We start from the raw sequence: 23,433 nt of genomic DNA on the forward strand, positions 1-23,433 counted from the left end.
GAGGTTTTAAGTAATGATGCAAAAAGTTCAGCGTTTTGGTGGCGCATTATATGTACCGGTTCTGCTTTTTCCGTTTGCTGGTGTAGTAATTGGGTTAACAATTCTTTTTAAAAGTCCATTAATAATGGGTTCCCTAGCAGATCCCGAAAGTCTTTGGTACCAATGTTGGTTTATTATTGGTGAAGGTGCTTGGGCTGTATTAAGACAAATGCCATTGTTATTTGCAATAGGAATTCCCATTGCATTAGCCAAAAAAGCTCACGCACGAGCCTGTATGGAAGCACTTATTACGTAATGTATCACGCTCTTCGGTTCTACGATTGGCTCAAAAGATGGGTTTTAGCGGATATAGTGAATTTCGTGTGTTTCTAAAGTGGGAAGACGAAGAGGAAGAAATCAGTCAAAGTTATATCGGAACCTTAACACATGATCTAGAAGCAACATTAAAACATTTGCAGGATAAAAATTTTGATGAGATATGTGAAGTAATCGATAAATCGGACAGAATTTTTGTATATGGAACAGGTTCTGCCCAATTAAATGCGGCACATGAGCTACAACGTGCATTTATCGTCCAACATCGCTATTTAACCATTATCCATGATGAGACAAAATTTGAAGTTATTTTACCTGATCTTCGTCCAACCGATTTAATGATTATTATTTCTTTATCTGGGGATACACCAACATTAATACCGAAAATTCAAAAACTTGTTGCGAAGGGAATTCCTTTTATCTCGATTACGAATATGAAAAATAATAATTTGGCACGGATGACTCCTCATAATCTCTATGCTACTACTACTTCTGTACCAACTAACAGTGGGATTAATTATACATCATTAGCTTCTTTTTTTATCGTTGGAGAAGTACTAGCAAGTCAATATCTCGAATATAAGGAGCACAAAAGAAAAAAATAGCGAGGTGCTTACATGTTTGTAAAATTTGCGGATAAAGGAATAAATAATCAAAAGAGTGTATTTCCGATAAGGAAGGCAGCTATTCTAAATACTGCAAAATATATTTGCTACGCGATACCCGTTTTATTTCTTGCCTATATTTATCTGGCGGCTATACAGACTAACGTGCCATTTTTACAATATATAGAACAAAATCCATTTATAACAATATTATTTGTTATTGCGATGATCCAACCATTTGTTAGCTTGGCTATTGGATTGGGAATGAGATCGTTCGTTAAGCATTCACCTTTTGTTCTTTGGTCATATATTATATTGGCAGCTGCAGAATTGTTAATGGGAAATATTCTTGTATGTGTACTAATTATCTGGGGGTTAATCTCTTTTAGAAAACAAAGTTCAAATAGGAAGAACAGAGTAGATGAAATATCACGAAGTAATTCGATATATTTGTTTTTCAGTTTATCCGCATTCCTTTTCTTTTTGTCCATTATCTGTATTTGGGCGTTCCTACGAATTAGTGGAATATAAAATGCTGTGACTAGAAGGGGTGTCTTATTAAAAGACACTTTTTTGCTATGCAGTAAGATATGGTCTTCAGTGGTGCTTTTCCTCAATAAACCCTCAAGCAAAGATCCTCTCATTATGTATCTGTATTAAAGATAAATAAGAAAAAACCTTTTTAGAGATTAACTCTTTTTTTTATAATAATTATCCGATTCGCCTATTTTTACATATAGTATAGCAAGAAGCGAGTTTAGAAGTGTGGGACGTTCATTGAAAGCTTAGAAATTTCTTTATAAAAATAATCGAAAACAATGAACATTTCAGAATGGAGGGCTGCAATTGTATAAATTAGAGGTTATGAATAGTAGTAAGGTTTTTCGAAAAAATGGAAAGGAGTTTTTCGCATTAAAGGATACAAATTTGCAGATTCCGGAAGGGAAATTTATCAGCATTATTGGTCCAAGTGGATGTGGAAAATCTACCCTATTCAATATTATTGCGGGGTTAATAAAGCCATCTACAGGCAATGTCTTGTTAGACGGAAAAGATATCGTCGGAAAAAGTGGGCAGGTTGGCTATATGCTTCAAAAAGATTTGCTCCTCCCGTGGCGAAATATTCTCCATAATGTGATTTTGGGATTAGAAGTAAAGGGTGTTCCAAAAAAGGAAGCAATTCAAAGAGCACTACCTTTACTAGAGAGATATGGATTAGAAGGATTTGAAAAACATTTTCCCGACGAGCTTTCTGGTGGAATGAGGCAACGAGCTGCCTTGCTGCGAACATTGCTTTATGACCAAGATGTTATTTTGCTTGATGAGCCTTTTGGTGCTCTCGATGCACAAACGCGATTGCTTATGCAGGAATGGCTCTTACAAATATGGGGAGATTTTAAGAAAACGATTCTGTTTATTACTCATGATATAGACGAAGCCATTTTTTTGTCAGATGAAATATATATTCTCACACCTAGACCAGGCACGATTAAAGAAAAGGTATCGATTCATTTACCAAGACCTAGAAACGAACAAACACTACTAGACTCTGAATTTATTCAATTAAAAGAATATGTACTACAAGCACTAAAATCAAATGAAGAAACAGAATGAGGAGGGAGGAATGGAGAAATGGAATCAAAGGAAAATACTACAGTTCTTTATATAGAGGATGAAGAAGCAATTGCTAAGAGAAGAAAGAATTTTACTCGCATCGGACAATGGAGCTTTGGGGTTATTTTTCTTCTTGCCTGGGAGCTGCTTTCCAAATGGAAAATTATTGACTCCTATTATTGGAGCAGTCCTTCTACCATATGGAAGACAGGTTATATAGCTTGGACGGAAGGTTCTTTATGGAGTGATTTATTATACACATCAGGGGCAACTATTTTTGGTTTTGGTTTAGGAACTTTCTTTGGAGCCTTGTTGGGGCTTTCCTTCTGGTGGTCCTACTATTATTCTCGTATTTCAGAGCCTTATCTAATTGCATTTAATGCAGTACCAAAACTAGCCCTAGCACCTGTACTTGTTATTTTATTTGGCATAGGCTTTAGCTCCAAAGTAGTTCTTGCTTTTATGATGACCATTATTACGACAGCTCTTGCTGCATATAGTGGAGTGAAGGCAGTTGATAAGGACTTAGAAAAATTAATGTATTCACTTGGAGCAAAGAGATGGCATGTTTTCACAAAAGTTGTTGTCCCAACGACAATGCCTTGGATTGTGAGCAGCCTGAAAATAAACATAGCTTTAGCTTTAGCAGGTACTATTGTTGGTGAATTTATTAGCTCAAGACAGGGAATTGGTAGAATGATCCTATATGCAGGGCAAATTATGAATATTAATCTTGTCTGGGTTGGAGTAGCTGTGTTATCCATCCTATCCATTGTGATGTATTTTGCTACTGTATGGCTAGAAAGGATACTTTTGAGAGGAAGAAATATCGATTAAATATTTTCCCCCTTGAATAGAACATAAAGAGAAAAAAGGTTCCATATATATGAAATAGAATATTTATTTCCATTATCCACATTACACTTCTGGTTAATCTTCATTTTCCTACCTACTAACAAACTTTCCATTCTATTTATATGTGAAAAAGGGGGCATTACTTTGAAAAAGTGCAGGCTTTTTCTACTTGCTTGTCTTAGTATCGTCTTAGTCCTTGCTGGATGTGCTTCAAATAAGGGTACAAAGGAAACGAAGGATGGCTTACGAAAGCTTGTCATTTCTGAACCAGTTCACTTAATTGGATACCTTCCATTATATGTCGCGATCGAGGAAGGGTATTTTGAAGAAGAGGGACTGGAGGTAGAGGTTATTACGGCAACAGGGGGAGCACATGTTACGTCTGTTGTCAGTGGCGATGCATGGGGAGTCATGGGTGGACCGGATTCAGTGCAAATGGCCAATCTAGGTAGTTCTGATCCTATTCAGTCAGTAGTAAATGTTGTAAACCGCGCTAATGTTTACTTGATGGGAAATTCAGAGGTTACGATTGATAGTACAAACAAAGAAGAACTAGCAAATTATCTAAAAGGAAAAACAATTGCTGCTGGTCGTTATGGTGGAAGTCCTAATCTTTTAACTAGATGGTTGTTAATGGACTTAGGGCTAGACCCAGAAAAAGACGTTAAATTAGAAGAACCAGCTGATGCAAGTGCTGTTGTTTCCCTTGTTGAATCTGGAAATGCAGATATTGCAAATGGAGGAGAACCGCAAATCACGGAAGGAATTAAAAAAGGTGCTTGGAAAGAGCCGTTTTACAGTTTCGCAAGTTTAGGAGATTATCCTTATTCCGTTGTTAGTGTAAAGAAATCCACCATTGAGAAAGAACCAGAAGTGGTGGAAAGCTTTGTAAGAGCAGTATTAAAGGGATTAAAGAAAGTAGAGGAAGACCCAGAACTTTCGATGAAAGTGTTAAAGGCAGAGTTTCCTTCCACTTTAGAGGAAAGCTTACAAGCATCTTTAGATAGAGCCTATGCGGATGAATTATGGAGTAAAGATGGCTTTATTTCAGAAGAAGCAGTAGCAAAGCCAATGGATGTTGTGGAAAAAACAGGTGTATATACAGAAGGGTATAAATACGATGAATTAATTGACATGCAATTTGTAGAGAAACTGTCAAAGGAATAAAGGAAACAGGTGCTAAAACAGATTCCATAAGTGCAGCTAACCACTAGTGGGGAGGAGGAAAAATCCCACTGATGGAAGTATTTTTATAGAGAAAATAGTTCTTTTCGCCGTAACGAAAATAGGGTAAAATGAGGGCATAAGCATATATGGACTACTAGGGGTGCCAGTAGATGGCTGAGAGAAAAACGTTTCGTTTTTTAACCCTAAAGACCTGATCTGGATTATACCAGCGTAGGGAAGTAGTGGATTCACTCTATTTCTTTTTGACTTTATCAGTCAGGTCTGTTTAGATCTGGCTTTTTTGTATTTGTTAAAAGTCAGTGTATGAATAGCCCTCTGACATTCTTTCCTGTCTACTAGTCAGTTGAGATAAGGTTCGCTTAGTCTCTTGCTTAAATTTGTTTGAGTGGAGGAAAAATACGATGAAAAGAATTAAATTATTGGTTATAATGGCTATGTTTACGGCGATTGGGACATATGGATCAACTCTGTTATGGTTTCCAGCGGGTATTGCCAAAGCATATCCAGTCCAACATGCATTAAACGTAATAGCAGGAGTAATACTTGGGCCGATTCCAGCAGTTATCATTGCTTTTGCTACTTCCTTATTAAGAAACTTATTGGGAACGGGATCTTTATTAGCATTTCCAGGGAGTATGATTGGCGCACTTCTAGCAGGCTATCTATTTCATAAAACATCTAAACCAATCTTTGCAGCTTTAGGGGAATTTGTCGGAACAGGCATTATCGCTTCATTAGTGGCAGTACCATATGCCTCTATCCTATTAGGCACAAAAACAGGCGCACTATTTTATATGCCATCCTTCGCTGTCAGTAGTTTTGCAGGATCGATAATCGGGTTAATTTTAGTAAGTAGATTGGTAAAAATAAAGTCATTTCAACTGTTAAATCAAAATTAGGAGAATAAAGAGAGAACCGATTAGACTTAGCGTAAATTGGCTTTGGATGATTGGTTCTTTTTGTGGATAAGTAGAGTTTTTCTGTGGATGAATCGTGGATAATAGAGTGGATTAGAAGTGTTTTCGGGAAAATAATTCAAATAAGGCAGGAGATTTGGTGGGATGTGGATTTGTTGTGGAAAAATAGCTATGATGAAGGATTGAAAGCCAGTATAGGGGATTTTCTGTGGATAAAGATGGTTGTTTATTAGAAGCATGAAGGCCTTTTAGTAGGATAGCAAAAAGGTGTTCAAAAAGAGGATGCCCCCTCTAAAGGAAAAACATAAATAAAAATATCAACAACCAAATCTCCGCACAAATCAAAATCCTGCTTACTTCTTCATAATAACAATTTAATATCTCAAGTGAATATTTGTAATAACAAATATTCACTTGTTATCCCTAACTAGTAATTCCGCTCGATGACAAAATGTGCTCTATCTCCACGGAAAATAGTCTTTGAGTATTCTATGGCAGTTTCATCTTCTGCATAAGCAAATGTTTCTAGTAAAAAGCACGGAGAACCAGTAGGAATCTCAAGCTTTTTAGAAATCGTATCATCCGCTAAAATCAATTCTAAGTGCTCTACTGTTTTTCTAATCTTTATGTCGTATTTTGTTTCAAGCATCTTATATAAAGATTTTTCACAGGCTGCGCTGTCTAGTCCGGGCACCTTGTACCAGGGTAGATAGGATATCTCATACTGAAGAGGAGTATCATTTACATAACGCATACGTTCTAGGCAATTGACGGGATCACCTATATTTTGTTTAAACTGTTTTGCAAGAAAGTCTGTGGCTTCAATGACTTTAAGTTGTAATACCTTAATGGATGGATCTTTCCCTTGCATCGTAATTTGTTCGGAAAACTGTTCCACTGTACTAGTTAAAGATTGTTTTACTTTATTTTCAGCCACAAAGGTACCTTTCCCTTGTACTCTATAGACATATCCTTCAATTGTTAACTGTTGGAGTGCTGTACGGATAGTTGTCCTACTCACTCCAAATGTCTCACAAAATTCAGCCTCGGTTGGCAACTTAGTATTTGGTTGATATTCGCCACTTTTAATCATGTTGATAATAGATTCTTTTACAATTGAGTGTAATGCAGCTTCTTTGTTTATTTCTTCCACAATCGTTTCCCTCCATAATGTCCCTATGAATAGAATATCTTTTCTTTTCTTAATACGCAAACAATTAATAAAACTTGTAATAACAAATTTAAAATATATTGAAATATTTTAAATTTGTTATTACAATATAGATGTAAGGTAAAAGTATTTCTTAATCTCTCTTAGGGAAGGGTGGCCTGAAAAGAATCGTATGAAAGATGTAAGAAGGTGTGACTCTTGTTTTATGACTAAAAATCAGAATAATCTATCATTTTAAAGGGGATGAATTAGTGAATATTCTATTATGTTGTTCGGCTGGAATGTCTACAAGTTTACTAGTTTCAAAAATGGAACAAAGTGCAAAAAATCAAGGAATAGATTGCAAAATTTGGGCGATAGCAGCATCAGAAGTGAACAATGAGATAGAGAACGCTGACGTCGTTTTATTAGGTCCACAAGTACGTTTTCTTTTGCCTCAAGTGAAAAAAGCAGGCGATCAACAGGGGATCCCGGTCGCAACCATTAATCCACAGGACTACGGACTATGTAATGGTGAAAAAGTGCTGGCACAAGCCACTACATTAATTAAGGGGGAATAAGAGATGATGGGATTTATTGAAAAATTTATAATGCCTTTTGCATTAAAGTTAGGTAATCAAAGGCATCTACTTGCGATTAGGGATACACTAATTGGAATGATTGCTATTACCATTGTAGGATCATTTGCTGTCTTATTTAATAATCTAGGCCAGATTATTCCCCCATATGGAAGAATGATGGAGTCAATATTTGGTCCTAACTGGTCAACTTTGGGAGGAGATATTTGGTTTGGAACCTTTGCATTTCTTTCCGTTTTTGCGGTATTTGGAATTTCCTATAAATTAGCTAGATCATATGGTGATGAAGGTTTTGAAGCAATGCTTATTTCCGCAGCGTGTTTTTTCTTATTATTGCCCCAAACAGCAAATGTGACCTTACCTATAGATGAAGCGGCGTCTGAAACGGTTGCAGGTGGAGTCTGGGGATTAGTATCCGTTAACTATTTTAATGCAACAGCCCTTTTTACAGCCATTATCGTAGCATTGGTAGCTACAGAAATATTCCTGCGATTAGCGAAAATCAAAGCGTTAGTAATAAAAATGCCCGATGGAGTGCCTCCTGCTGTTGCTAAGTCGTTTGCAAAATTAGTGCCAGGTATGGGGACTATTTTTCTAGTAGGGCTATTTGGAGTAGTTTTTAGAATGATAACAGATGGAAAGGTTTTAAATGATTGGTTAAATACGGTTATTGTGTCTCCATTAACAAGTGCTGTTGACTCTCTTCCATTTGCAATATTAATAGTTTTATTGGTGCACTTGTTCTGGATGGTTGGTCTACATGGACCCAATGTATTAGGTGGAATTACGACACCGTTATTTGAAAAAACAGGAGCTGAAAATATTGATTTAGCTCAAGCTGGAGTTCAGGCATTGGGAGAATATCATATTCTTGCTGGATCATTTCTAGATGCTTTTGTGTATTTGGGAGGGTCAGGGGCAACCTTAGGGCTAATTATCGCGATGATTATTGCAGGAAGGAAACGATATAAACAAATGATTGGTCTTGGCGGAGCGCCAGGTATTTTCCAAATCAATGAACCTATCCTTTTTGGTTTGCCAATTGTTTTAAATCCAATTTGGTTTATTCCGTTTGTAATTGGACCTGTTATTACAACGATTATTTCTTATCTTGCAGTCTATTACGGCATCGTTCCACCGATAACCGCTAAAATTCCTTGGGTAACACCACCGATAGTCGGCGGTTACTTAGCAACAGGAGGAAGTTTTTTAGGAGCTGGCTTAGCAGCCTTAAACTTAATCATATCAACAGTTATCTATCTACCGTTTGTTTATGCTCAAGTCAAAATTGATTCGAAAAATAAAACAGAGCTTACAAAAGATTCCGATTCTGTAAGTGTCTAAAAGAAAGTAGGAAAATAAGGTGAATACGGAAGAATTATACCAGCTCTCTTTTCAGCTGATTTTACATAGTGGAAATGCGAGAAGCTTTGCGATGGAAGCAATCCAAGACGCGAAAAAAAAGGATTTTCATGCTGCCAAAAAGAAGATAACAGAGTCGGATACAGAACTATCAGAGGCTCATAAAATTCAGACAAAATTACTCCATCTTGAGGCGGGCGGGGACAAATTTACAATTCCAGTTATTCTTATTCATGCACAAGATCACTTAATGACAGCAATAACATTAAAGGAACTTGCTCTTGAAATCATTGAATTGCGTGAAGAATTTTTGCAAGGGACACCAAGAGAGGGGATGGCAGAATGAGTCAGGGCTTAAAAATAGTAACAATAGGTGGTGGCTCAAGCTACACGCCTGAACTAATTGAGGGTTTCATTAAGTATCATGAAGAACTGCCTGTAAAGGAAATATGGCTTTTTGATATTGAAGAAGGGAAAGAAAAGTTAGAAATAGTCGGAGAGTTAGCGCGTAGAATGGTAGCGAAGGCGGGAGTTCCCATCGATATTTTTCTAACATTAGATCGGAAAAAGGCACTGGTGGACGCTGACTTTGTGACAACACAATTACGTGTAGGACAGCTCGCTGCAAGAGCACTTGATGAAAAAATTCCATTGAAGCATGGCGTTATTGGCCAAGAGACAAATGGACCTGGTGGACTATTTAAAGCTTTTCGTACGATTCCCGTTATTTTGGAAATAGCAAAAGAAATGGAAGCATTGTGTCCCAATGCATGGTTAATCAATTTTACTAATCCTGCTGGGATGGTAACAGAAGCAGTACTTCGCTACAGCAACATTTCAAAAGTAGTTGGTCTATGTAATGTGCCGATTGGAATGGAACGTGGTGTTGCAGATTTATTGAGTGTTGACCCTGCAAGAGTAAGAATAGATTTCGCTGGATTGAATCATATGGTTTATGGGCTTGATGTTTATGTGGACGGCAAAAGTGTGAAGCGTGAGGTCATTGAATTAATAACAGATCCTAATAAAGCAATTACGATGCAAAATATTCATGCTATGGGATGGGAGCCTGCATTTTTAAGAGGATTAAATTTATTTCCTTGCCCTTACCACAATTATTATTATAAAACAGGCGATGTGCTTGCACAGGAACTAAAGGAAGCAGAAAAAGGGGAAACTCGAGCTGAAGTTGTGCAAAAATTAGAAGAGGGATTATTTGAATTATATAAGGACCCAGAATTGGCTATAAAACCTCCTCAGTTAGAAAAACGTGGAGGCGCTTACTATAGTGATGCTGCTGTACGTTTGATCCGCTCCATGTATATGGACAAATGTGATATTCAGGCAGTCAACACAGTGAATCATGGAGCTATAACAGGACTTCCGTATGAATCTGCAGTGGAAATAAGTTGTATCATTACGAAAGACGGACCGAAGCCAATAGCTGTTGGCGAACTTCCAGTAGCAGTACAGGGGCTAGTAGCGCAAATTAAATCGTTTGAAAGAGTGGCTATTGAAGCAGCTATTTCTGGGGATTATGAAAAAGCCTTACTTGCTATGACTATTAATCCACTTGTACCAAGTGATCGAGTTGCAAAGCTAATTCTAGATGAAATGCTAGAGGCCCATAAAGCATATGTCCCACAGTTTTTTGCGAAAAAAGAAAGTGTTCGTATATAATAAGCTTGCTATGTAGCAGTAAAACATGGCTGTAAAGCTTTAAAAGGAGACGAATCCATGACAAAAGTGATTATTAATGCAGATGATTTCGGTCTAAGTCGAGGAGTCAACTATGGAATTATCGATACCCATCTCAAGGGGATTGTTACTTCCGCAACCATGATGATGAATGCAAAGGCAACAAAGCATGCCATTTCGTTAGCAAAAGATACACCGTCTTTAAAGGTAGGTGTCCATCTTGTATTAACATGGGGAAAGCCGCTGTTAGACGATGTCCCAAGTCTTGTTGATGAAACAGGGAAATTTAAAAAACAGATAGTTGTTTATAGCAATCCATTTTCTATAATTTTAGATGACTTAGAAAGAGAATGGACGGCGCAAATTGAAAAATGCCTAGATGCAGACCTTACACCGTCCCATTTAGATAGTCATCATCATGTACATGGAATAAAGGAGTTCTATCCCGTCATAAAAAAGCTTTCTGATAAATACAGGTTACCTGTAAGAAATGCAGGTGCTCATTTTACCGATATTCAAACATTAACAGACATCTTTCTCGACGATTTCTATGATGATGGCGTTGTAGAAAGCTATTTTGAAAGATTGCGTGAACGAGTGGAGGATGGGAAAAGTATAGAAGTAATGACCCATCCTGCTTATTTAGATGAAACGTTGAAGCAGGAATCTTCTTATACTATGCAAAGAATAAAGGAAACAAAAATTTTAATGGAAGCAAAGTTTGTTAAACAGAATATATAGTAACAACAAGGAGTTTGGCACAAAACAAAATATATAATGGATAAAGACGAACAATTGCGCTATAGACAGACGCACGCGTTCTACGGGGAGGAAGCTGAGCCTCATCGTTGCACTGTGGGGTCTAAAGCTTCTCTATTTCCCGCAGGAGTCGAGTGTCCTCCGCTCCATTCCACTTCGTTTTTAGAGGTTATTTAGTTTCTTATTTTTTCAAAAAAATTAATTATTAGGAAAAATAGAGCAGACTGAATACACGTAGACTCCTATGGGAGTTGCGAGAAAGTCCAAGACCCCGCAGGAACGCAGTGACGAGGAGGCTTGGCGCTCGCCCCATGGAAAGCGAAGTGTATTCAGTCTGCGGGTGATTACCACAAACCTTCTTTGTTAAAATTAATAAAAAACCCGAGTTATTATACGAAACTTGATAAGCATCTTCATATAATAGTTTGGATTCAACCTTGGCTGGAATACTTATGTCCAGCCTCTTTTTTGTATTTTGATAAGGTGTCCCATTCCCTCATAAAATTAATCCACTTCAACAAATATAGAAATCGCCTATTGACTGAATAAAATAAATCATATATGGTTATATACATAACTATATAACCATATAACAGTAAAGTTAGAAAGGCGGTAATCCTGCATTGAACACATCATTTAATGACAGCAAGCCAATCTTTTTGCAAATAAAGGAGCTAATAGAAGATCAAATTGTTAAAGACCAGTTAAAGGAAAATGAGCAAATTCCTTCGACTACACAGCTTGTTAACTTTTATAAAATTAATCATTTAACGATTTCTAAAGGAATCAATCTGCTTGTCGAGAATGGGATTATTTATAAAAAAAGAGGTGTAGGGATGTTTGTGGCAGAGGGGGCAAAAGAAAAACTATTAACGCAGAGAAAAGAGCAATTTCTTGATCAATATTTACTTCCCATGATCCAAGAGGCAAAAAAATTAGGTATCTCCGAGGAAGACATTTCAAATATGATAAATCAATTAAAAGGAAGTGAATAAAAATGGGCTTTGATATAAAACTTAATCAAATTTCTGTGAAATTTGGAAAATATCAAGCGTTAAAAGATATTAGTTTGCATCTAGAAGAGAATAAAATATACGGACTTATTGGCAGAAATGGGTCTGGGAAGTCTACTTTATTATCTTTGCTAGCGTCTTTTACTCAGCCAACAGCTGGATCTATAAAAATTGCAAACCGAGATTCGTTCGAAAATGCTGCGATTATGTCGGAGGTAAGCTTTGTTTACGAAACAGATTATAGTGCAGAAACAGAAAAGGTGAAAGGATTAATCGAAACGGTAGAAAGATATCGCCCTAATTTCGATCGCCAATATGCATTGGATTTAGTGAAATTATTTAACTTGCCCTTAGATAATTATGTATCAAAATTATCTAAGGGAATGCAATCTGCCCTCAATGTCACTTTAGGATTAGCTAGTAGATCGAAAATTACCATTTTTGATGAGGCGTATAACGGCATGGATGCTCCAACAAGGGAAAAGTTCTATAAAGAAGTACTGGCGGATTACGAACGATTTCCTCGGACGATTATTCTTTCGACGCATTTAGTATCCGAAATGGATTATTTATTTGAAGAAGTGGTGATTCTTCAAAATGGTGAAGTAATTATAAAGGAGCCAATCGATCTTCTACTGGAAAAGGGGGCTTCTTTTTTAACGGAGTAGAATTTCCGGTAGTACTCTCCTTTATAGGAACAATTTTGCTAATTCTGATGGTGCTTTGGATGAATCGAGTAACTTTAAAAAAGGTAGCTGTCAAAATGAAGTAATATTTATCCCATCTTAACGGACAGTAAGACTCCGGCCGTAAGCTTATGAGAATTCGAGGAAGATAGGTGGGAGACCAACTGTCCGTAAAGGTTAGAATGGTTCAATTAACTCGAAGTTGGAGATGAGGGAAAACCCAATGGAGGAAAGTTTTACTTTAAAGGAAATTAGTTTATAAAGGAGAATTTTAGATGGTATTTTTCGAAAAAGTATTTAATTGGCTTCTTGTCATTGGGTTGTTATTAATGGTCGGTAGATTATTAACATTGATGTTTATGTTTTTAGACATTCCGTTTACAACATTCTTTAAGGATTATAGTCTTGCATCCATTATTTTGCTAATTATAGGATTAATTGGTTCCCAGGCGATAAAGGAAAAGAAAAAATAGTTCTTGTATTTTTTCTAAGATTCTTATTGTTGAAAGCTTTCCAAACGCGATAAAATAAAAAGAGATACAAGTTGTGAACGATTATAAATAGCGTTTTGGAGAGGAGTAGATGGATGACAAGTGAGCCGCGCAATCCGTTTAGAAGGGATATGTATGATTCCCTTGAAAGCTTTGCAGATCATGTTAGTGAACTATTAGGATGTCCCATTACATTGGAGGACCCCCATCATCGTGTATTAGTGTACAGCAGTCATGACGAAGAAACGGATATGGTAAGAATTTCTACCATCATTAGTCGCAGGGTTCCAGAGAAAGTGATTAATCGTTTATGGAAGGATGGAGTAATTCCTCAGCTTCTTCAAAGTAAAAAGCCAATTCGGATTAAAGAGAAGAAAGAAATTGGGCTAGGAAATCGCGTGGCAGTTTCGATTTGGAGAGGTGAAGAGGTAATTGGATACATTTGGGCAATTGAATTGGGTACTACTATTACAGAAGAGAAAATGGGGCTTTTAGAAAATGCGGCAACTGTAGCGCGTCATCTTTTAGCACGCTTTGCTACAAATAAAACCCCTACTTTACAGGATAACCAAGAATTCTTTTGGAGAATGTTAACAGGTTATGTGACAAAGGCAGATGTAGATGAGAAGCTAAAAGAAATCGGCATTTCTTCTTTAGGTTCCTTTACGGTGATGATTTTTCCTTTTTCTAAAATGATTACAAAGGAAATAGAAAAACATATTCTCTATTTATTGAAAGTATCACAAGACGTAAAAATTTCTTTCTCGACAATTGATGATAATGAATTAGTTATATTGGCATCTCCTCTAGGGGATAGCCGGAACTCCATTGCTTGTTTTAAAAAATTCATTAGTAATTTTCAGCAAAACCTAGAAGAAAGGTTTTCTATTAAACAGGTTAAAGGCTCATTTGGTGGAATCTACAAACAGTATGGCGATGTACCAAAAAGCTTTAGAGAAGCTAGAACTGTTCTGGAGGTTCGAGAGAGATTTCCCCAGGAAGCAGGTACGTTTTTTCATTATCAAGAATTAGGTATTTATCAGTTTCTAGATATTCTATTGGAAAAAAGAAGGCAGGATGGATCGGAGAATGTTGCTATACGGAATCTAAAAGAATATGATCAAACACATAATACGGAGTTATTGGCAACTCTTGAGATTTATTTAGATGAAGGTGAAAGTATGCAAAAAACAGCTGCACGATTGCATATTCATCCTAATACGCTTGCTTATCGTTTAAAACGGATGATCGAAATTATGGAAGTTGATTTATCAGTGCCTAGTCAAAAGTTTATGATTTATTTAGATTTAAAATTAATGTATTGGCAGAAGGAGTAGTATCCCCAACCCTTCCTCTTTTTCTATTTGTGTCTTTTCACAAATGAACAGTTTTTGTTTCATTAATTTTAACAAAGATAATTTTCAGAATTCGTCCTATTATAATAATAAGATATCTAACAGTTAATGTTAGAATTTATAACAAGGGGGAATTCTCATGATTATTGGTATCCCAAAGGAAATTAAAAACAATGAAAATAGGGTCGCAATTACTCCTTCCGGTGTTTCTTATTTAAAAAGTGGCGGCCACGAAGTGTTAGTGGAACAAAACGCAGGAGTCGGCAGTGGTTTTACAGATGAAGAATATGTGGTAGCAGGTGCGAAGATTATCGAATCCGCAGCTCAAGTATGGAATACAGCAGAAATGATTATAAAAGTAAAAGAACCACTAGCTTCTGAATACCAATACTTCCGCAAAGGACTCATCCTATTTACGTATTTACATTTAGCGGCAGAGCAAGAACTAGCAAAGGCTTTGACAGAAAACGGTGTAATTGGAATAGCCTATGAAACGATTGAAGTAAATGGGAAATTACCATTATTGACACCAATGAGTGAGGTTGCTGGAAGAATGGCTGTCCAAATTGGTGCACAATTTTTAGAAAAACCGCATGGTGGCAAAGGAATCTTATTAGCTGGTGTTCCTGGCGTGAAGAAAGGCAATGTAACGATTATTGGCGGTGGCATTGTTGGTGCCAATGCAGCGAAAATCGCAATTGGGTTAGGGGCAAATGTAACGTTATTAGATTTAAATCCTGAAAGATTAAGAGAATTAGACAATCAATTTGGTGCAAGCCTAAGCACTGTTATTTCTAACCCGGCGAATATTGAAGAAGCGGTTATAAATGCAGACTTAGTAATTGGGGCTGTGCTAATTCCAGGTGCAAAAGCTCCTAAATTAGTAACAGAAGACATGGTAAAGAAAATGGCTCCAGGTTCTGTTATCGTCGATGTGGCGATTGATCAAGGAGGAATTTTTGAAACAGTTGATCATATTACGACCCATGATAATCCTACCTACGTTAAGCATGGAGTTGTACATTATGCTGTAGCGAATATGCCTGGTGCTGTGCCGCGAACGTCTACTATTGCATTAACAAATGTAACAATGCCATATGCACTGCAGATTGCAAATCAAGGAGCAGTGGCTGCTATTGAAAGTAATTACGCCATTAAACAAGGAGTCAATACTTTCGCAGGAAAAATCACATATGCTCCCGTGGCAAAAGATCTAGGCTACGACTACAAGCCAGTCCAAGAACTTATCAATAATTTATCAACAACCACAGTTTGAACATAAATATTCTATAAGCATATCCACAACCGTTCCTCTTGAATAAATCAAGGAAGAACGGTTTTTTGTATTTTTAAATATAATTGAAACTTTTCCCAGGGAAAAACGTATTAGTAAAAGAAAAGGGAATTAATACATCTTGTGGGTGAGCGGTACTACTTTAAAGCAATCATATGAAGGGAGAATAAAATGAGCTTAAATGCATTAGAAGTTACAAATCTCACTAAGAGAATCAAAGGAAGAAATATTGTTGATAATGTTAGTTTTTCTGTGGAAAAAGGCGAGATATTCGGGTTGTTAGGACCTAACGGAGCGGGGAAAACAACCATTATCCGCATGATTGTTAATCTAATAAATAGAACAAACGGAAAAGTTGTGATAGATATGTGGATAACGATTTTTCAAAAGCGATGAGCAGCTTAGGGGCTATTGTAGAAAATCCTGAGTTTTATAAATATATGAGTGGATATAAGAATCTAAAGCATTATGCTCGTATGGCAAAGGAACCTATTACAGAAGAACGCTTTAATGAAGTTATTAAACTAGTAGGATTGGAAAATGCTATCCATCAAAAAGTAAAAACGTATTCACTTGGTATGAGACAGCGTCTTGGGGTTGCTCAGGCGTTATTACATAATCCCACTCTTCTGATTTTAGATGAACCAACAAATGGCTTAGATCCTCAAGGAATTCGTGAATTTAGAGATTATTTACATTTGTTAGCTAGCCAAGGGATTTCTGTTTTAGTTTCCTCCCATCTTTTATCAGAGATGCAATTAATGTGCCATCGGTTTGCAATTATTGAAAAAGGAAAATTAATTCATATTTCGAAAATGGACGAGACGGTTTCTGAAGAAGAAGAAGTAAGTGTAAGAGAAGTGACGTTTGAATTAGAGTCACCAGAAAAAGCTGTGGATATCCTTCGTAATAGTGACATTAAGGTAGAGGAAATATCGATAAAAGAGAGAGAATTGGTGGTAAAGCTAGCTAAAGAAACCATTCCTCTTGTCAATAAACTTTTTGTTGAAAATGATGTTGCTGTATATGGCATTTATGTTGTAAAAGCTACATTAGAAGATCGTTTCTTAGAAATAACCAATCAGAAGAGAGAGGAGGAAACAAAATGATTGGGTTAGTACAAAATGAACTAATAAAGATTTGGGAAAAGAAAAACAGCTGGATTTTCCCTATTATACTAATACTTGCCCTTATTGGCGGAAGTATTCTAGAGATGAAAATGACTCCGCAATATAAAGGGGATGACTGGCGTGCGTCTGTCCAGTCAGAAATAACAAAATTGGAAAAGAAGCTGCCTACAGCGAAGACAGAAGAAGAATTAATGAACAGTGAAGAAGATTTTGATTGGGAAGATACAAAAGAATCGATTGAAATGAACATTCAAGATTATAAAACTAATTTAGAAAATGATGTTAGTCCTTATACCACTTCTTGGTCAAACATGAATGGAATGGTTATCGGGATGAAATCATTAATTACTTTATTTGCAGTAATCGTTTGTGCTGGAAGTGTTTCTTCTGAATTCTCTGATGGAACAATCAAGCAATTGCTAATTAGACCACATAAGCGATGGGCGATTCTTCTATCGAAATATATTGCTGTTTTAATTTATACTGCCATATTAATTATCTTATTAGTTGGTTTTGGTTATTTAATAAGCATAGCGTTTTTTGGTGTAGGAAGTATGGGAGATAAAGTACTTATTAATGGAGTTAGTGGTCAAATTATTGAAGTTGGCGCAGCTTTATTCTTTAAAATGCTTCTTTATTACTTGCCTGGATTATTGCTTGTTGTAAGCTTAGCCTTTATGCTGTCGACATTGTTTAAAAACCAAGCGATAGCCGTTGGAGTTGGGGTATTTGTATTATTCGTTTCCTCTACAATTGGCCAGGTTATTCAGATGCTAGCTACAGATTATGCTTGGCTAAAATTATTGGTATTTCCTCATTTGGATCAAACGATATTCTTAATGCAGGATAAAATAATGAATACAGTAACGATGCCGATGTCCTTAGGTATCTTGTTTGTCTATTATGCTCTATTTATGACGATCACCTTTTGGTTCTTCCAGAAGAAGGATGTAAGTATTTAATAAATAAAATAATGACCATCTATCAGTTCCTGTTTTATATGGGAAACCTGGCAGATGGTCTATTTTTGTTAGAGTATTAAAAAAATTTAGATATCACTTGCGGTAATTGCTAGATTCTTATAGAATGATGTTAGAATTATTGACAATGAAGATAAAAAAATATTACCTAAGAAGGGCTTGTTGAGGTGCATGGGGACATTTTAATGCGAATGTACGATGAAATAATTTCAAATAAAAGTGGGTAATGCCATAATCACTTATTGACTGGGCATTACCATATATAAAGAACATGAATTGTAAAGGGTATACAGTATTGTTTAGTTATTTTGAACAATTCGAAGAAGTTCATGGGCATGTTCACCGGCAACTTCTGCAAGGTGCTCCCAAATCTCGTCTCTCAAAAGATCCAGTTCCACGATCTTTTTAGCTAAATCGACTGCTTCTTTGGTTATCATGTAAGAAGGCTCCTCTCCATTTACATAAATAATACGTAATACCTATTCCTTGATGAGAACTACAAGGAATGGTTTATACATTTAGCATTTTAACGGAAAATAAATAAAAAATCATTAAAACTGTAAGGAAATCTTACCTATTTTTTGATTTTTATGTTAGAAAATATAACAAAAGACGTTCTGTTTTATCTGAAAAGTATTATAATTAAAACAAATGAGAATACTATTTAACTTCATGAGGTGAGATGTAATGGATCATGAGCCATCCTATAAGAAAAGAAAGGTAATAACCATTGGTGTTGTAAGTGAACTAACTGGTTTAACGGAAAGACAAATTCGATATTATGAACAACGAAAACTAATCTTTCCGGAAAGACCAGAAAGAGGAAATCGCAAATATTCATTTTCTGATGTAGAAAGACTCATTGAGATTGCTAATAAACGAGAAGAAGGCGTTCGTACACATGAAATCAGACAAGAGATTATGAAGAAGAATAAGGAAGAAGAAGAACGCAAAATAAAAAAACAAATGCTCCGAGGCCAAATCAACGCGAGATTTGGAATTCAAAACGATTAATAAAACAATTATATGTCTTTTCGTTAAGTCCATTGAATGCATAATGGACTTTTTATTTTGGAAATAATTTTTTTCTTTTTCCAATATCCCTCATAAAAAATTCCGTCTATTTTATTTTTTGCTCAAATATTGATAAACTACCCATATTTCATATAAACTGTAATTTATTGATTAGAATAAAATCGAGAACGAAGGTCTATATTAGACTCAGTTAAATTTAATGAAATTGCTTTGCGCCAATTATATAGAAATTTAAACAAAAAAGAATATCTACTAAAAGGTGCATATGCTTTTCTACAATGGAGAGATGATATGTGACATATATATCGGTGGAAAAAACATATGACATAATGGAGATTTGTATATTAGCGGGTAGTATCATGCTGCAGAACGGGGCTGAAACGCACCGCGTAGAGGATACGATGACAAGGATTGCCACTGCTTATGGTGTAACCGATTCTGATTGCTTTGTAACGCCAACTGGCATCATTTTATCATTAGAAGGATTAGAGCCAACAAAGACAAAATTAAACCGTATAATTGAGCGAACAACTAACTTAGAAAAGGTAGTTCGTGTAAATGATATATCTAGGAGAATAAGTACGGGGACAGTAGGGATGAACGAAGCGTATTATTTATTAAAAGATGTGGAAACAGAGAAACGCAACTATTCTGATACTTTTCAAGTAATAGCGGCGGCTATTGCTAGTGGTTGTTTTCTTATCATGTTTAATGGTGTTTGGAGAGATTTTATTCCTGCTTTTTTTGCTGGAGGATTAGGATTTTTATGCTCTTTATATTTTCATAAAGTTCTCCAAATAAAGTTTTTTGCTGAATTATCTGCAGCCTTTGTTATCGGATTAATTGCCTTTTTGTCTGTTTCTATTGGTTTTGGCTCTGAAGTGGATAAGATTATTATCGGTTCCGTTATGCCGCTCGTTCCTGGTCTGTTAATTACGAATGCTGTGCGAGATTTAATGGCAGGACACTTAGTATCTGGTATCTCAAAAGGGGCAGAGGCATTTTTAACAGCAACGGCAATTGGCTCTGGAATCGCTGTTGCATTTTTGGTTTTTTAAGAAAGGGATAGAAGCGATGAATGAATTTTTAGCACAGGCAATAACTAGTTTTGTTGCGACATTTGGCTTCGGAATTATTTTTCATATTCCGCGGAAGCTTTTAATCCAATGTGGATTTGTAGGAATGGTTGGTTGGATGGCTTATTGGACAATTGTTCATTTTCATCATAATGAAGTAATTGCCGCCTTGTCTGGATCTTTTCTTGTCGCCGTAATAAGTCAAGTATTCGCCCGAATATATAAATCACCAGTTATTATATTTAGTGTCGCTGGTATTATTCCATTAGTTCCAGGGGGAGCTGCTTATAATGCGATGCGTAATTTTGTGGAGAATAATTATTATGTAGCGGTAAGCTTAGCAGCAAAAGTCTGCTTAATTTCAGGTTCTATTGCGATGGGGTTAATGTTTTCTGAAGTAATTAATCAATTGATTTTCCGGGCTCATGCTCGGAAAAAGGTGCTTGATAAAGAGTGAATAACCTTTATCAAGCGCCTTTTTTCATATTATAGAAACAAGGTGTTTTGCTTTTGGAACACGTTCCATTATGTGTGAAAAAATCCTAAACCCCTCCATTCTATTTACTTGATCACTATTAGACGGTAACGTTATATACGAAGAAATACTTGCTGGCCTTTTGAATTATTAATTTTGTAAGGGGTTGCAAAAATAAAAGAAAGAAGGCGATCGGATATGGAAAAAGGAATTAAAATTGTTACCATTGGCGGTGGGTCAAGCTACACACCAGAATTAGTAGAGGGGTTTATTAAGAGATATGATTCATTACCTGTGCGCGAGCTTTGGCTAGTAGATATTCCAGAAGGTGAAGAAAAGCTTAATATTGTTGGGAATTTAGCAAAACGCATGGTAAAAAAAGCAGGTCTACCTATTGAAGTTCATTTAACACTAGATCGAAGGGAAGCGCTTAAGGATGCAGATTTTGTTACAACGCAATTTCGTGTTGGATTACTAGCTGCTCGAGCAAAGGATGAAAGAATTCCCCTAAAATATAATGTGATTGGACAAGAAACAAACGGTCCAGGTGGATTGTTTAAAGGGTTAAGAACCATCCCTATCATTTTGGATATTGTAAAGGATTTGGAAGAGCTTTGTCCAAACGCTTGGCTAATTAACTTTACCAATCCTGCAGGAATGGTAACAGAAGCTGTTCTTCGTCATAGTAACTGGAAAAGGATTGTTGGGCTGTGTAATGTGCCAATTTCTATCCAAATGGGTATCGCCAAGCTATTGGAGGTAGAAGCAAGCCGTGTACATGTAGATTTTGCCGGCTTGAATCATATGGTATTCGGTTTAAATGTATACTTAGACGGCAAAAATATCACACCAGACTTTTTGGAGAAAATGACGAAGCATAAAAGCGATACAATGAAAAATATTGCTGCTATCGACTGGGAACCAGATTTTATCAAAGCATTAGGAGCTATTCCTTGTGGATACCATCGCTATTATTACAAACAAGCAGAAATGCTGCAAAATGAGCTAGAAGAAGCAGCTGAACAAGGTACACGCGCTGAAGTCGTTCAACAATTAGAAAAAGAGCTATTTGAACTATATAAAGATGAGCATTTAGATATCAAGCCACCACAGTTAGAAAAACGAGGTGGAGCATATTATAGTGATGCAGCTTGTAGCTTGATTGACTCGATGTATAATGACAGAAGAGATATCCAGCCTGTCAATACAATAAATAATGGAGCTATTGCTAGTATCCCAGATGAATCTGCTGTAGAAATTAGCAGTATTATTACTAAAGAGGGTCCTAAGCCAATTGCGATTGGCGATTTACCTGTCGCTGTTCGCGGGCTTGTACAACAAATTAAGTCCTTTGAAAGAGTGGCAGCTGAAGCAGCAGTTACAGGGAATTATCATACAGCATTATTAGCTATGACGATTAACCCATTACTGCCTTCTGATAAAGTGGCAAAACAAATTTTGGATGAAATGCTAGAAGCACATAAAGAACATCTACCACAGTTCTTCAAAGAAGAAGTATTATCTTAATATGATTAAATGGCTATGTATTCGGGAATCCCGTATGACATAGCCATTTTTTCTTTGGCTGTTTTCGAAAGGATTATTGTTTTTTTTCAATAGGAAAAAAGAATTAGTTGGAAAAATGGAGCAGCCGGAATACACGAAGACTCCTGTGGGATTAGCGAGACAGTCTGAGACACCGGAGGCAAAGCTGAGGAGGCTCAAGCGTTGTCCGCGGAAAGCGAAGTGTATTCCGGCTGCGGGTAATCGCAACAAACTTTACGAAAACAACCTTTTCTTTTAATTCCCCATTATCGGATAGCATTTTGGAAGAATAAGAATTCCTTCCACGTAAAAACTAAAAGAAAGAGACATGACTAAAAGAAAGAGGGGAAAGACAAGATGATCAATATGCTTGATTGCATTATTATAGGCGGAGGCATAGCGGGATTGCAGGCAGCAATTCAATTAGGTAGATATAAGCATAGAGTGCTAATTATCGATGCAGAAGACGGTCGGTCTACTTTATGTAAAAGCTATCATAATATATTAGGATACCCAGATGGAATAAGTGGTTCTGAATTACGAAGTTTAGGAAGAAAACATGCTGAAAGTCTTGGGGTTACATTCTTAAAAAGTACGGTTATTTCTTTAAAAAAAGAGGATGACTATTTTACCGTTCAAACAGACACAGATACTTTTCAGTCTCGAAAAACCTTACTCGCAACTGGCGTAATGGACAATATCCCTCCATTCCCTGAAATTTATCCTTGTCTTGGAATTAGTGTTTATTTATGCCCAGATTGTGATGGCTACGAAGTGAAAGATAAGAAAACAATCGTAATAGGTAATGGGAAAGTCGGGGCCAATATGGCACTAACGTTATTGTATTGGACAAAGGATATTACGTATATCAATCACGGTGGAGAGGTTTTAGAAGAAAGTGTAATAAAGCAACTACACGATAGTAATATTGCAGTATTCACAGGGAAAATAAAACAAGTATTAGCGGATGATTCCCAAATCAAAGGGTATATACTAGAAAATGGGACAACATTCGAGACAAATCATAGTTTTATAGCATTTGGTGGTAATAAAGTAAAGTCAGATTTAGCCGTGCCTTTAGGAGTCGAAATAATGGAAAATAATCATATTATCGTAAATCCACGCACAAAAATGACCAATATAGATGGAGTGTGGGCTGCAGGTGATGTTGTGGCCCATTCTGAACAGGTTACGATTGCAATGGGAGAAGGCTCACAAGCAGCTATATGGATTCATAAAGCTTTATTAAAAGACAGTTAAACAAATAAAGAGGTCCCCTAGAATGGTTATC

At 36.4% G+C, this 23,433-nt stretch carries 24 protein-coding genes, 3 pseudogenes and 1 riboswitch; of the genes and pseudogenes, 25 read left to right on the forward strand and 2 right to left on the reverse strand.

Going from position 1 to position 23,433, the window contains the following annotated elements; genetic code table 11:
- Nucleotides 1-13: 13 nt before the first annotated feature.
- The 8 genes and pseudogenes from NST60_RS12645 to thiW all read left to right on the forward strand — a co-directional run.
- A pseudogene (locus NST60_RS12645) lies at nucleotides 14-286 on the forward strand (PTS alpha-glucoside transporter subunit IIBC); the annotation flags it as partial.
- A 19-nt stretch (nucleotides 287-305) separates the two neighbouring features.
- A pseudogene (locus NST60_RS12650) lies at nucleotides 306-374 on the forward strand (hypothetical protein); the annotation flags it as partial.
- The gene (locus tag NST60_RS12655) at nucleotides 363-920 is read left to right on the forward strand and encodes a MurR/RpiR family transcriptional regulator (RefSeq protein ID WP_318010499.1); all 558 of its coding nucleotides are present in this window, start codon (nucleotides 363-365) and stop codon (nucleotides 918-920) included. The pseudogene NST60_RS12650 and the gene NST60_RS12655, both read left to right, overlap by 12 nt.
- Nucleotides 921-932: 12 nt before the next feature.
- The gene (locus NST60_RS12660) at nucleotides 933-1,451 is read left to right on the forward strand and encodes a hypothetical protein (RefSeq protein ID WP_224427741.1); all 519 of its coding nucleotides are present in this window, start codon (nucleotides 933-935) and stop codon (nucleotides 1,449-1,451) included.
- A gap of 315 nt (nucleotides 1,452-1,766) precedes the next feature.
- Complete coding sequence (locus NST60_RS12665) at nucleotides 1,767-2,534, forward strand: ABC transporter ATP-binding protein (RefSeq protein WP_212117788.1); 768 nt, start codon at nucleotides 1,767-1,769, stop codon at nucleotides 2,532-2,534.
- An 18-nt stretch (nucleotides 2,535-2,552) separates the two neighbouring features.
- On the forward strand, nucleotides 2,553-3,371 hold the full coding sequence (locus tag NST60_RS12670; protein ID WP_016202589.1) for an ABC transporter permease: 819 nt from the start codon (nucleotides 2,553-2,555) through the stop codon (nucleotides 3,369-3,371).
- Between the two features lie 162 nt (nucleotides 3,372-3,533).
- A complete protein-coding gene (locus NST60_RS12675; protein ID WP_169189418.1) occupies nucleotides 3,534-4,556 on the forward strand; it encodes an ABC transporter substrate-binding protein in 1,023 nt (340 codons plus the stop codon).
- A 146-nt stretch (nucleotides 4,557-4,702) separates the two neighbouring features.
- A riboswitch (TPP riboswitch) is annotated at nucleotides 4,703-4,811 on the forward strand.
- Nucleotides 4,812-4,978: 167 nt separating this feature from the next.
- On the forward strand, nucleotides 4,979-5,476 hold the full coding sequence (gene thiW / locus NST60_RS12680; RefSeq protein ID WP_016202587.1) for an energy coupling factor transporter S component ThiW: 498 nt from the start codon (nucleotides 4,979-4,981) through the stop codon (nucleotides 5,474-5,476).
- A 445-nt stretch (nucleotides 5,477-5,921) separates the two neighbouring features.
- On the opposite strand, the gene NST60_RS12685 is transcribed toward thiW, so the two are convergent.
- Nucleotides 5,922-6,647: a GntR family transcriptional regulator gene (locus NST60_RS12685; RefSeq protein ID WP_016202586.1), complete on the reverse strand. Its 726-nt coding sequence runs from the start codon at nucleotides 6,645-6,647 to the stop codon at nucleotides 5,922-5,924.
- Between the two features lie 269 nt (nucleotides 6,648-6,916).
- Here NST60_RS12685 and NST60_RS12690 point away from each other — a divergent pair, with 269 nt between their 5' ends.
- The 12 genes and pseudogenes from NST60_RS12690 to NST60_RS12745 all read left to right on the forward strand — a co-directional run bounded on the left by NST60_RS12690 (nucleotide 6,917) and on the right by NST60_RS12745 (nucleotide 17,993).
- On the forward strand, nucleotides 6,917-7,225 hold the full coding sequence (locus NST60_RS12690) for a PTS sugar transporter subunit IIB (RefSeq protein ID WP_101729913.1): 309 nt from the start codon (nucleotides 6,917-6,919) through the stop codon (nucleotides 7,223-7,225).
- A gap of 3 nt (nucleotides 7,226-7,228) precedes the next feature.
- Nucleotides 7,229-8,587, forward strand: coding sequence for a PTS sugar transporter subunit IIC (locus tag NST60_RS12695; protein WP_016202584.1), 1,359 nt, complete (start codon nucleotides 7,229-7,231; stop codon nucleotides 8,585-8,587).
- Between the two features lie 19 nt (nucleotides 8,588-8,606).
- Nucleotides 8,607-8,951 carry a PTS lactose/cellobiose transporter subunit IIA gene (locus tag NST60_RS12700; RefSeq protein ID WP_169189416.1) on the forward strand — a complete coding sequence of 115 codons (345 nt, stop codon included), beginning with the start codon at nucleotides 8,607-8,609 and terminating at the stop codon, nucleotides 8,949-8,951.
- Entirely contained in the window at nucleotides 8,948-10,285 is a 1,338-nt protein-coding gene (locus tag NST60_RS12705; RefSeq protein ID WP_341098881.1) for a 6-phospho-beta-glucosidase, read from the forward strand. The genes NST60_RS12700 and NST60_RS12705 overlap by 4 nt, the downstream gene beginning before the upstream one ends.
- A gap of 57 nt (nucleotides 10,286-10,342) precedes the next feature.
- Nucleotides 10,343-11,044, forward strand: a complete 702-nt coding sequence (chbG, locus tag NST60_RS12710) for a chitin disaccharide deacetylase (protein ID WP_341098883.1) — start codon at nucleotides 10,343-10,345, stop codon at nucleotides 11,042-11,044.
- Nucleotides 11,045-11,685: 641 nt separating this feature from the next.
- Nucleotides 11,686-12,057 (forward strand): GntR family transcriptional regulator, encoded by a 372-nt coding sequence (locus NST60_RS12715; RefSeq protein WP_101729909.1) that lies wholly within the window; start codon nucleotides 11,686-11,688, stop codon nucleotides 12,055-12,057.
- 2 nt (nucleotides 12,058-12,059) lie between these two features.
- On the forward strand, nucleotides 12,060-12,743 hold the full coding sequence (locus NST60_RS12720) for an ABC transporter ATP-binding protein (RefSeq protein ID WP_341098885.1): 684 nt from the start codon (nucleotides 12,060-12,062) through the stop codon (nucleotides 12,741-12,743).
- Between the two features lie 293 nt (nucleotides 12,744-13,036).
- Nucleotides 13,037-13,234, forward strand: coding sequence for a hypothetical protein (locus tag NST60_RS12725; protein ID WP_016202577.1), 198 nt, complete (start codon nucleotides 13,037-13,039; stop codon nucleotides 13,232-13,234).
- 113 nt (nucleotides 13,235-13,347) lie between these two features.
- Nucleotides 13,348-14,589 carry a PucR family transcriptional regulator gene (locus NST60_RS12730; protein WP_224428013.1) on the forward strand — a complete coding sequence of 414 codons (1,242 nt, stop codon included), beginning with the start codon at nucleotides 13,348-13,350 and terminating at the stop codon, nucleotides 14,587-14,589.
- Between the two features lie 157 nt (nucleotides 14,590-14,746).
- Nucleotides 14,747-15,883: an alanine dehydrogenase gene (gene ald, locus NST60_RS12735; protein ID WP_224428012.1), complete on the forward strand. Its 1,137-nt coding sequence runs from the start codon at nucleotides 14,747-14,749 to the stop codon at nucleotides 15,881-15,883.
- Nucleotides 15,884-16,072: 189 nt separating this feature from the next.
- A pseudogene (locus NST60_RS12740) lies at nucleotides 16,073-17,010 on the forward strand (ABC transporter ATP-binding protein).
- The gene (locus NST60_RS12745) at nucleotides 17,007-17,993 is read left to right on the forward strand and encodes a DUF2705 family protein (RefSeq protein WP_101729902.1); all 987 of its coding nucleotides are present in this window, start codon (nucleotides 17,007-17,009) and stop codon (nucleotides 17,991-17,993) included. The pseudogene NST60_RS12740 and the gene NST60_RS12745 overlap by 4 nt, the downstream one beginning before the upstream one ends.
- Nucleotides 17,994-18,310: 317 nt before the next feature.
- On the opposite strand, the gene NST60_RS12750 is transcribed toward NST60_RS12745, so the two are convergent.
- Complete coding sequence (locus tag NST60_RS12750; protein WP_016202572.1) at nucleotides 18,311-18,448, reverse strand: hypothetical protein; 138 nt, start codon at nucleotides 18,446-18,448, stop codon at nucleotides 18,311-18,313.
- A 250-nt stretch (nucleotides 18,449-18,698) separates the two neighbouring features.
- On the opposite strand from NST60_RS12750, the gene NST60_RS12755 reads away from it, so the two are divergent.
- From NST60_RS12755 to NST60_RS12775, 5 genes are all read left to right on the forward strand, one after another.
- Complete coding sequence (locus NST60_RS12755) at nucleotides 18,699-19,025, forward strand: MerR family transcriptional regulator (protein WP_016202571.1); 327 nt, start codon at nucleotides 18,699-18,701, stop codon at nucleotides 19,023-19,025.
- Nucleotides 19,026-19,339: 314 nt separating this feature from the next.
- Nucleotides 19,340-20,104, forward strand: a complete 765-nt coding sequence (locus NST60_RS12760) for a threonine/serine exporter family protein (RefSeq protein WP_341098890.1) — start codon at nucleotides 19,340-19,342, stop codon at nucleotides 20,102-20,104.
- A gap of 16 nt (nucleotides 20,105-20,120) precedes the next feature.
- Nucleotides 20,121-20,579, forward strand: a complete 459-nt coding sequence (locus NST60_RS12765) for a threonine/serine exporter family protein (protein WP_040343122.1) — start codon at nucleotides 20,121-20,123, stop codon at nucleotides 20,577-20,579.
- A gap of 216 nt (nucleotides 20,580-20,795) precedes the next feature.
- A complete protein-coding gene (locus NST60_RS12770; protein ID WP_328019438.1) occupies nucleotides 20,796-22,124 on the forward strand; it encodes a 6-phospho-beta-glucosidase in 1,329 nt (442 codons plus the stop codon).
- Nucleotides 22,125-22,499: 375 nt separating this feature from the next.
- Nucleotides 22,500-23,402: an NAD(P)/FAD-dependent oxidoreductase gene (locus tag NST60_RS12775; protein WP_016202566.1), complete on the forward strand. Its 903-nt coding sequence runs from the start codon at nucleotides 22,500-22,502 to the stop codon at nucleotides 23,400-23,402.
- Nucleotides 23,403-23,433: the final 31 nt, after the last annotated feature.

This window comes from Niallia sp. FSL W8-1348 (genome assembly GCF_038006745.1).
In the GTDB taxonomy this organism is placed as follows: Bacteria; Bacillota; Bacilli; order Bacillales; family Cytobacillaceae; genus Niallia; species Niallia alba.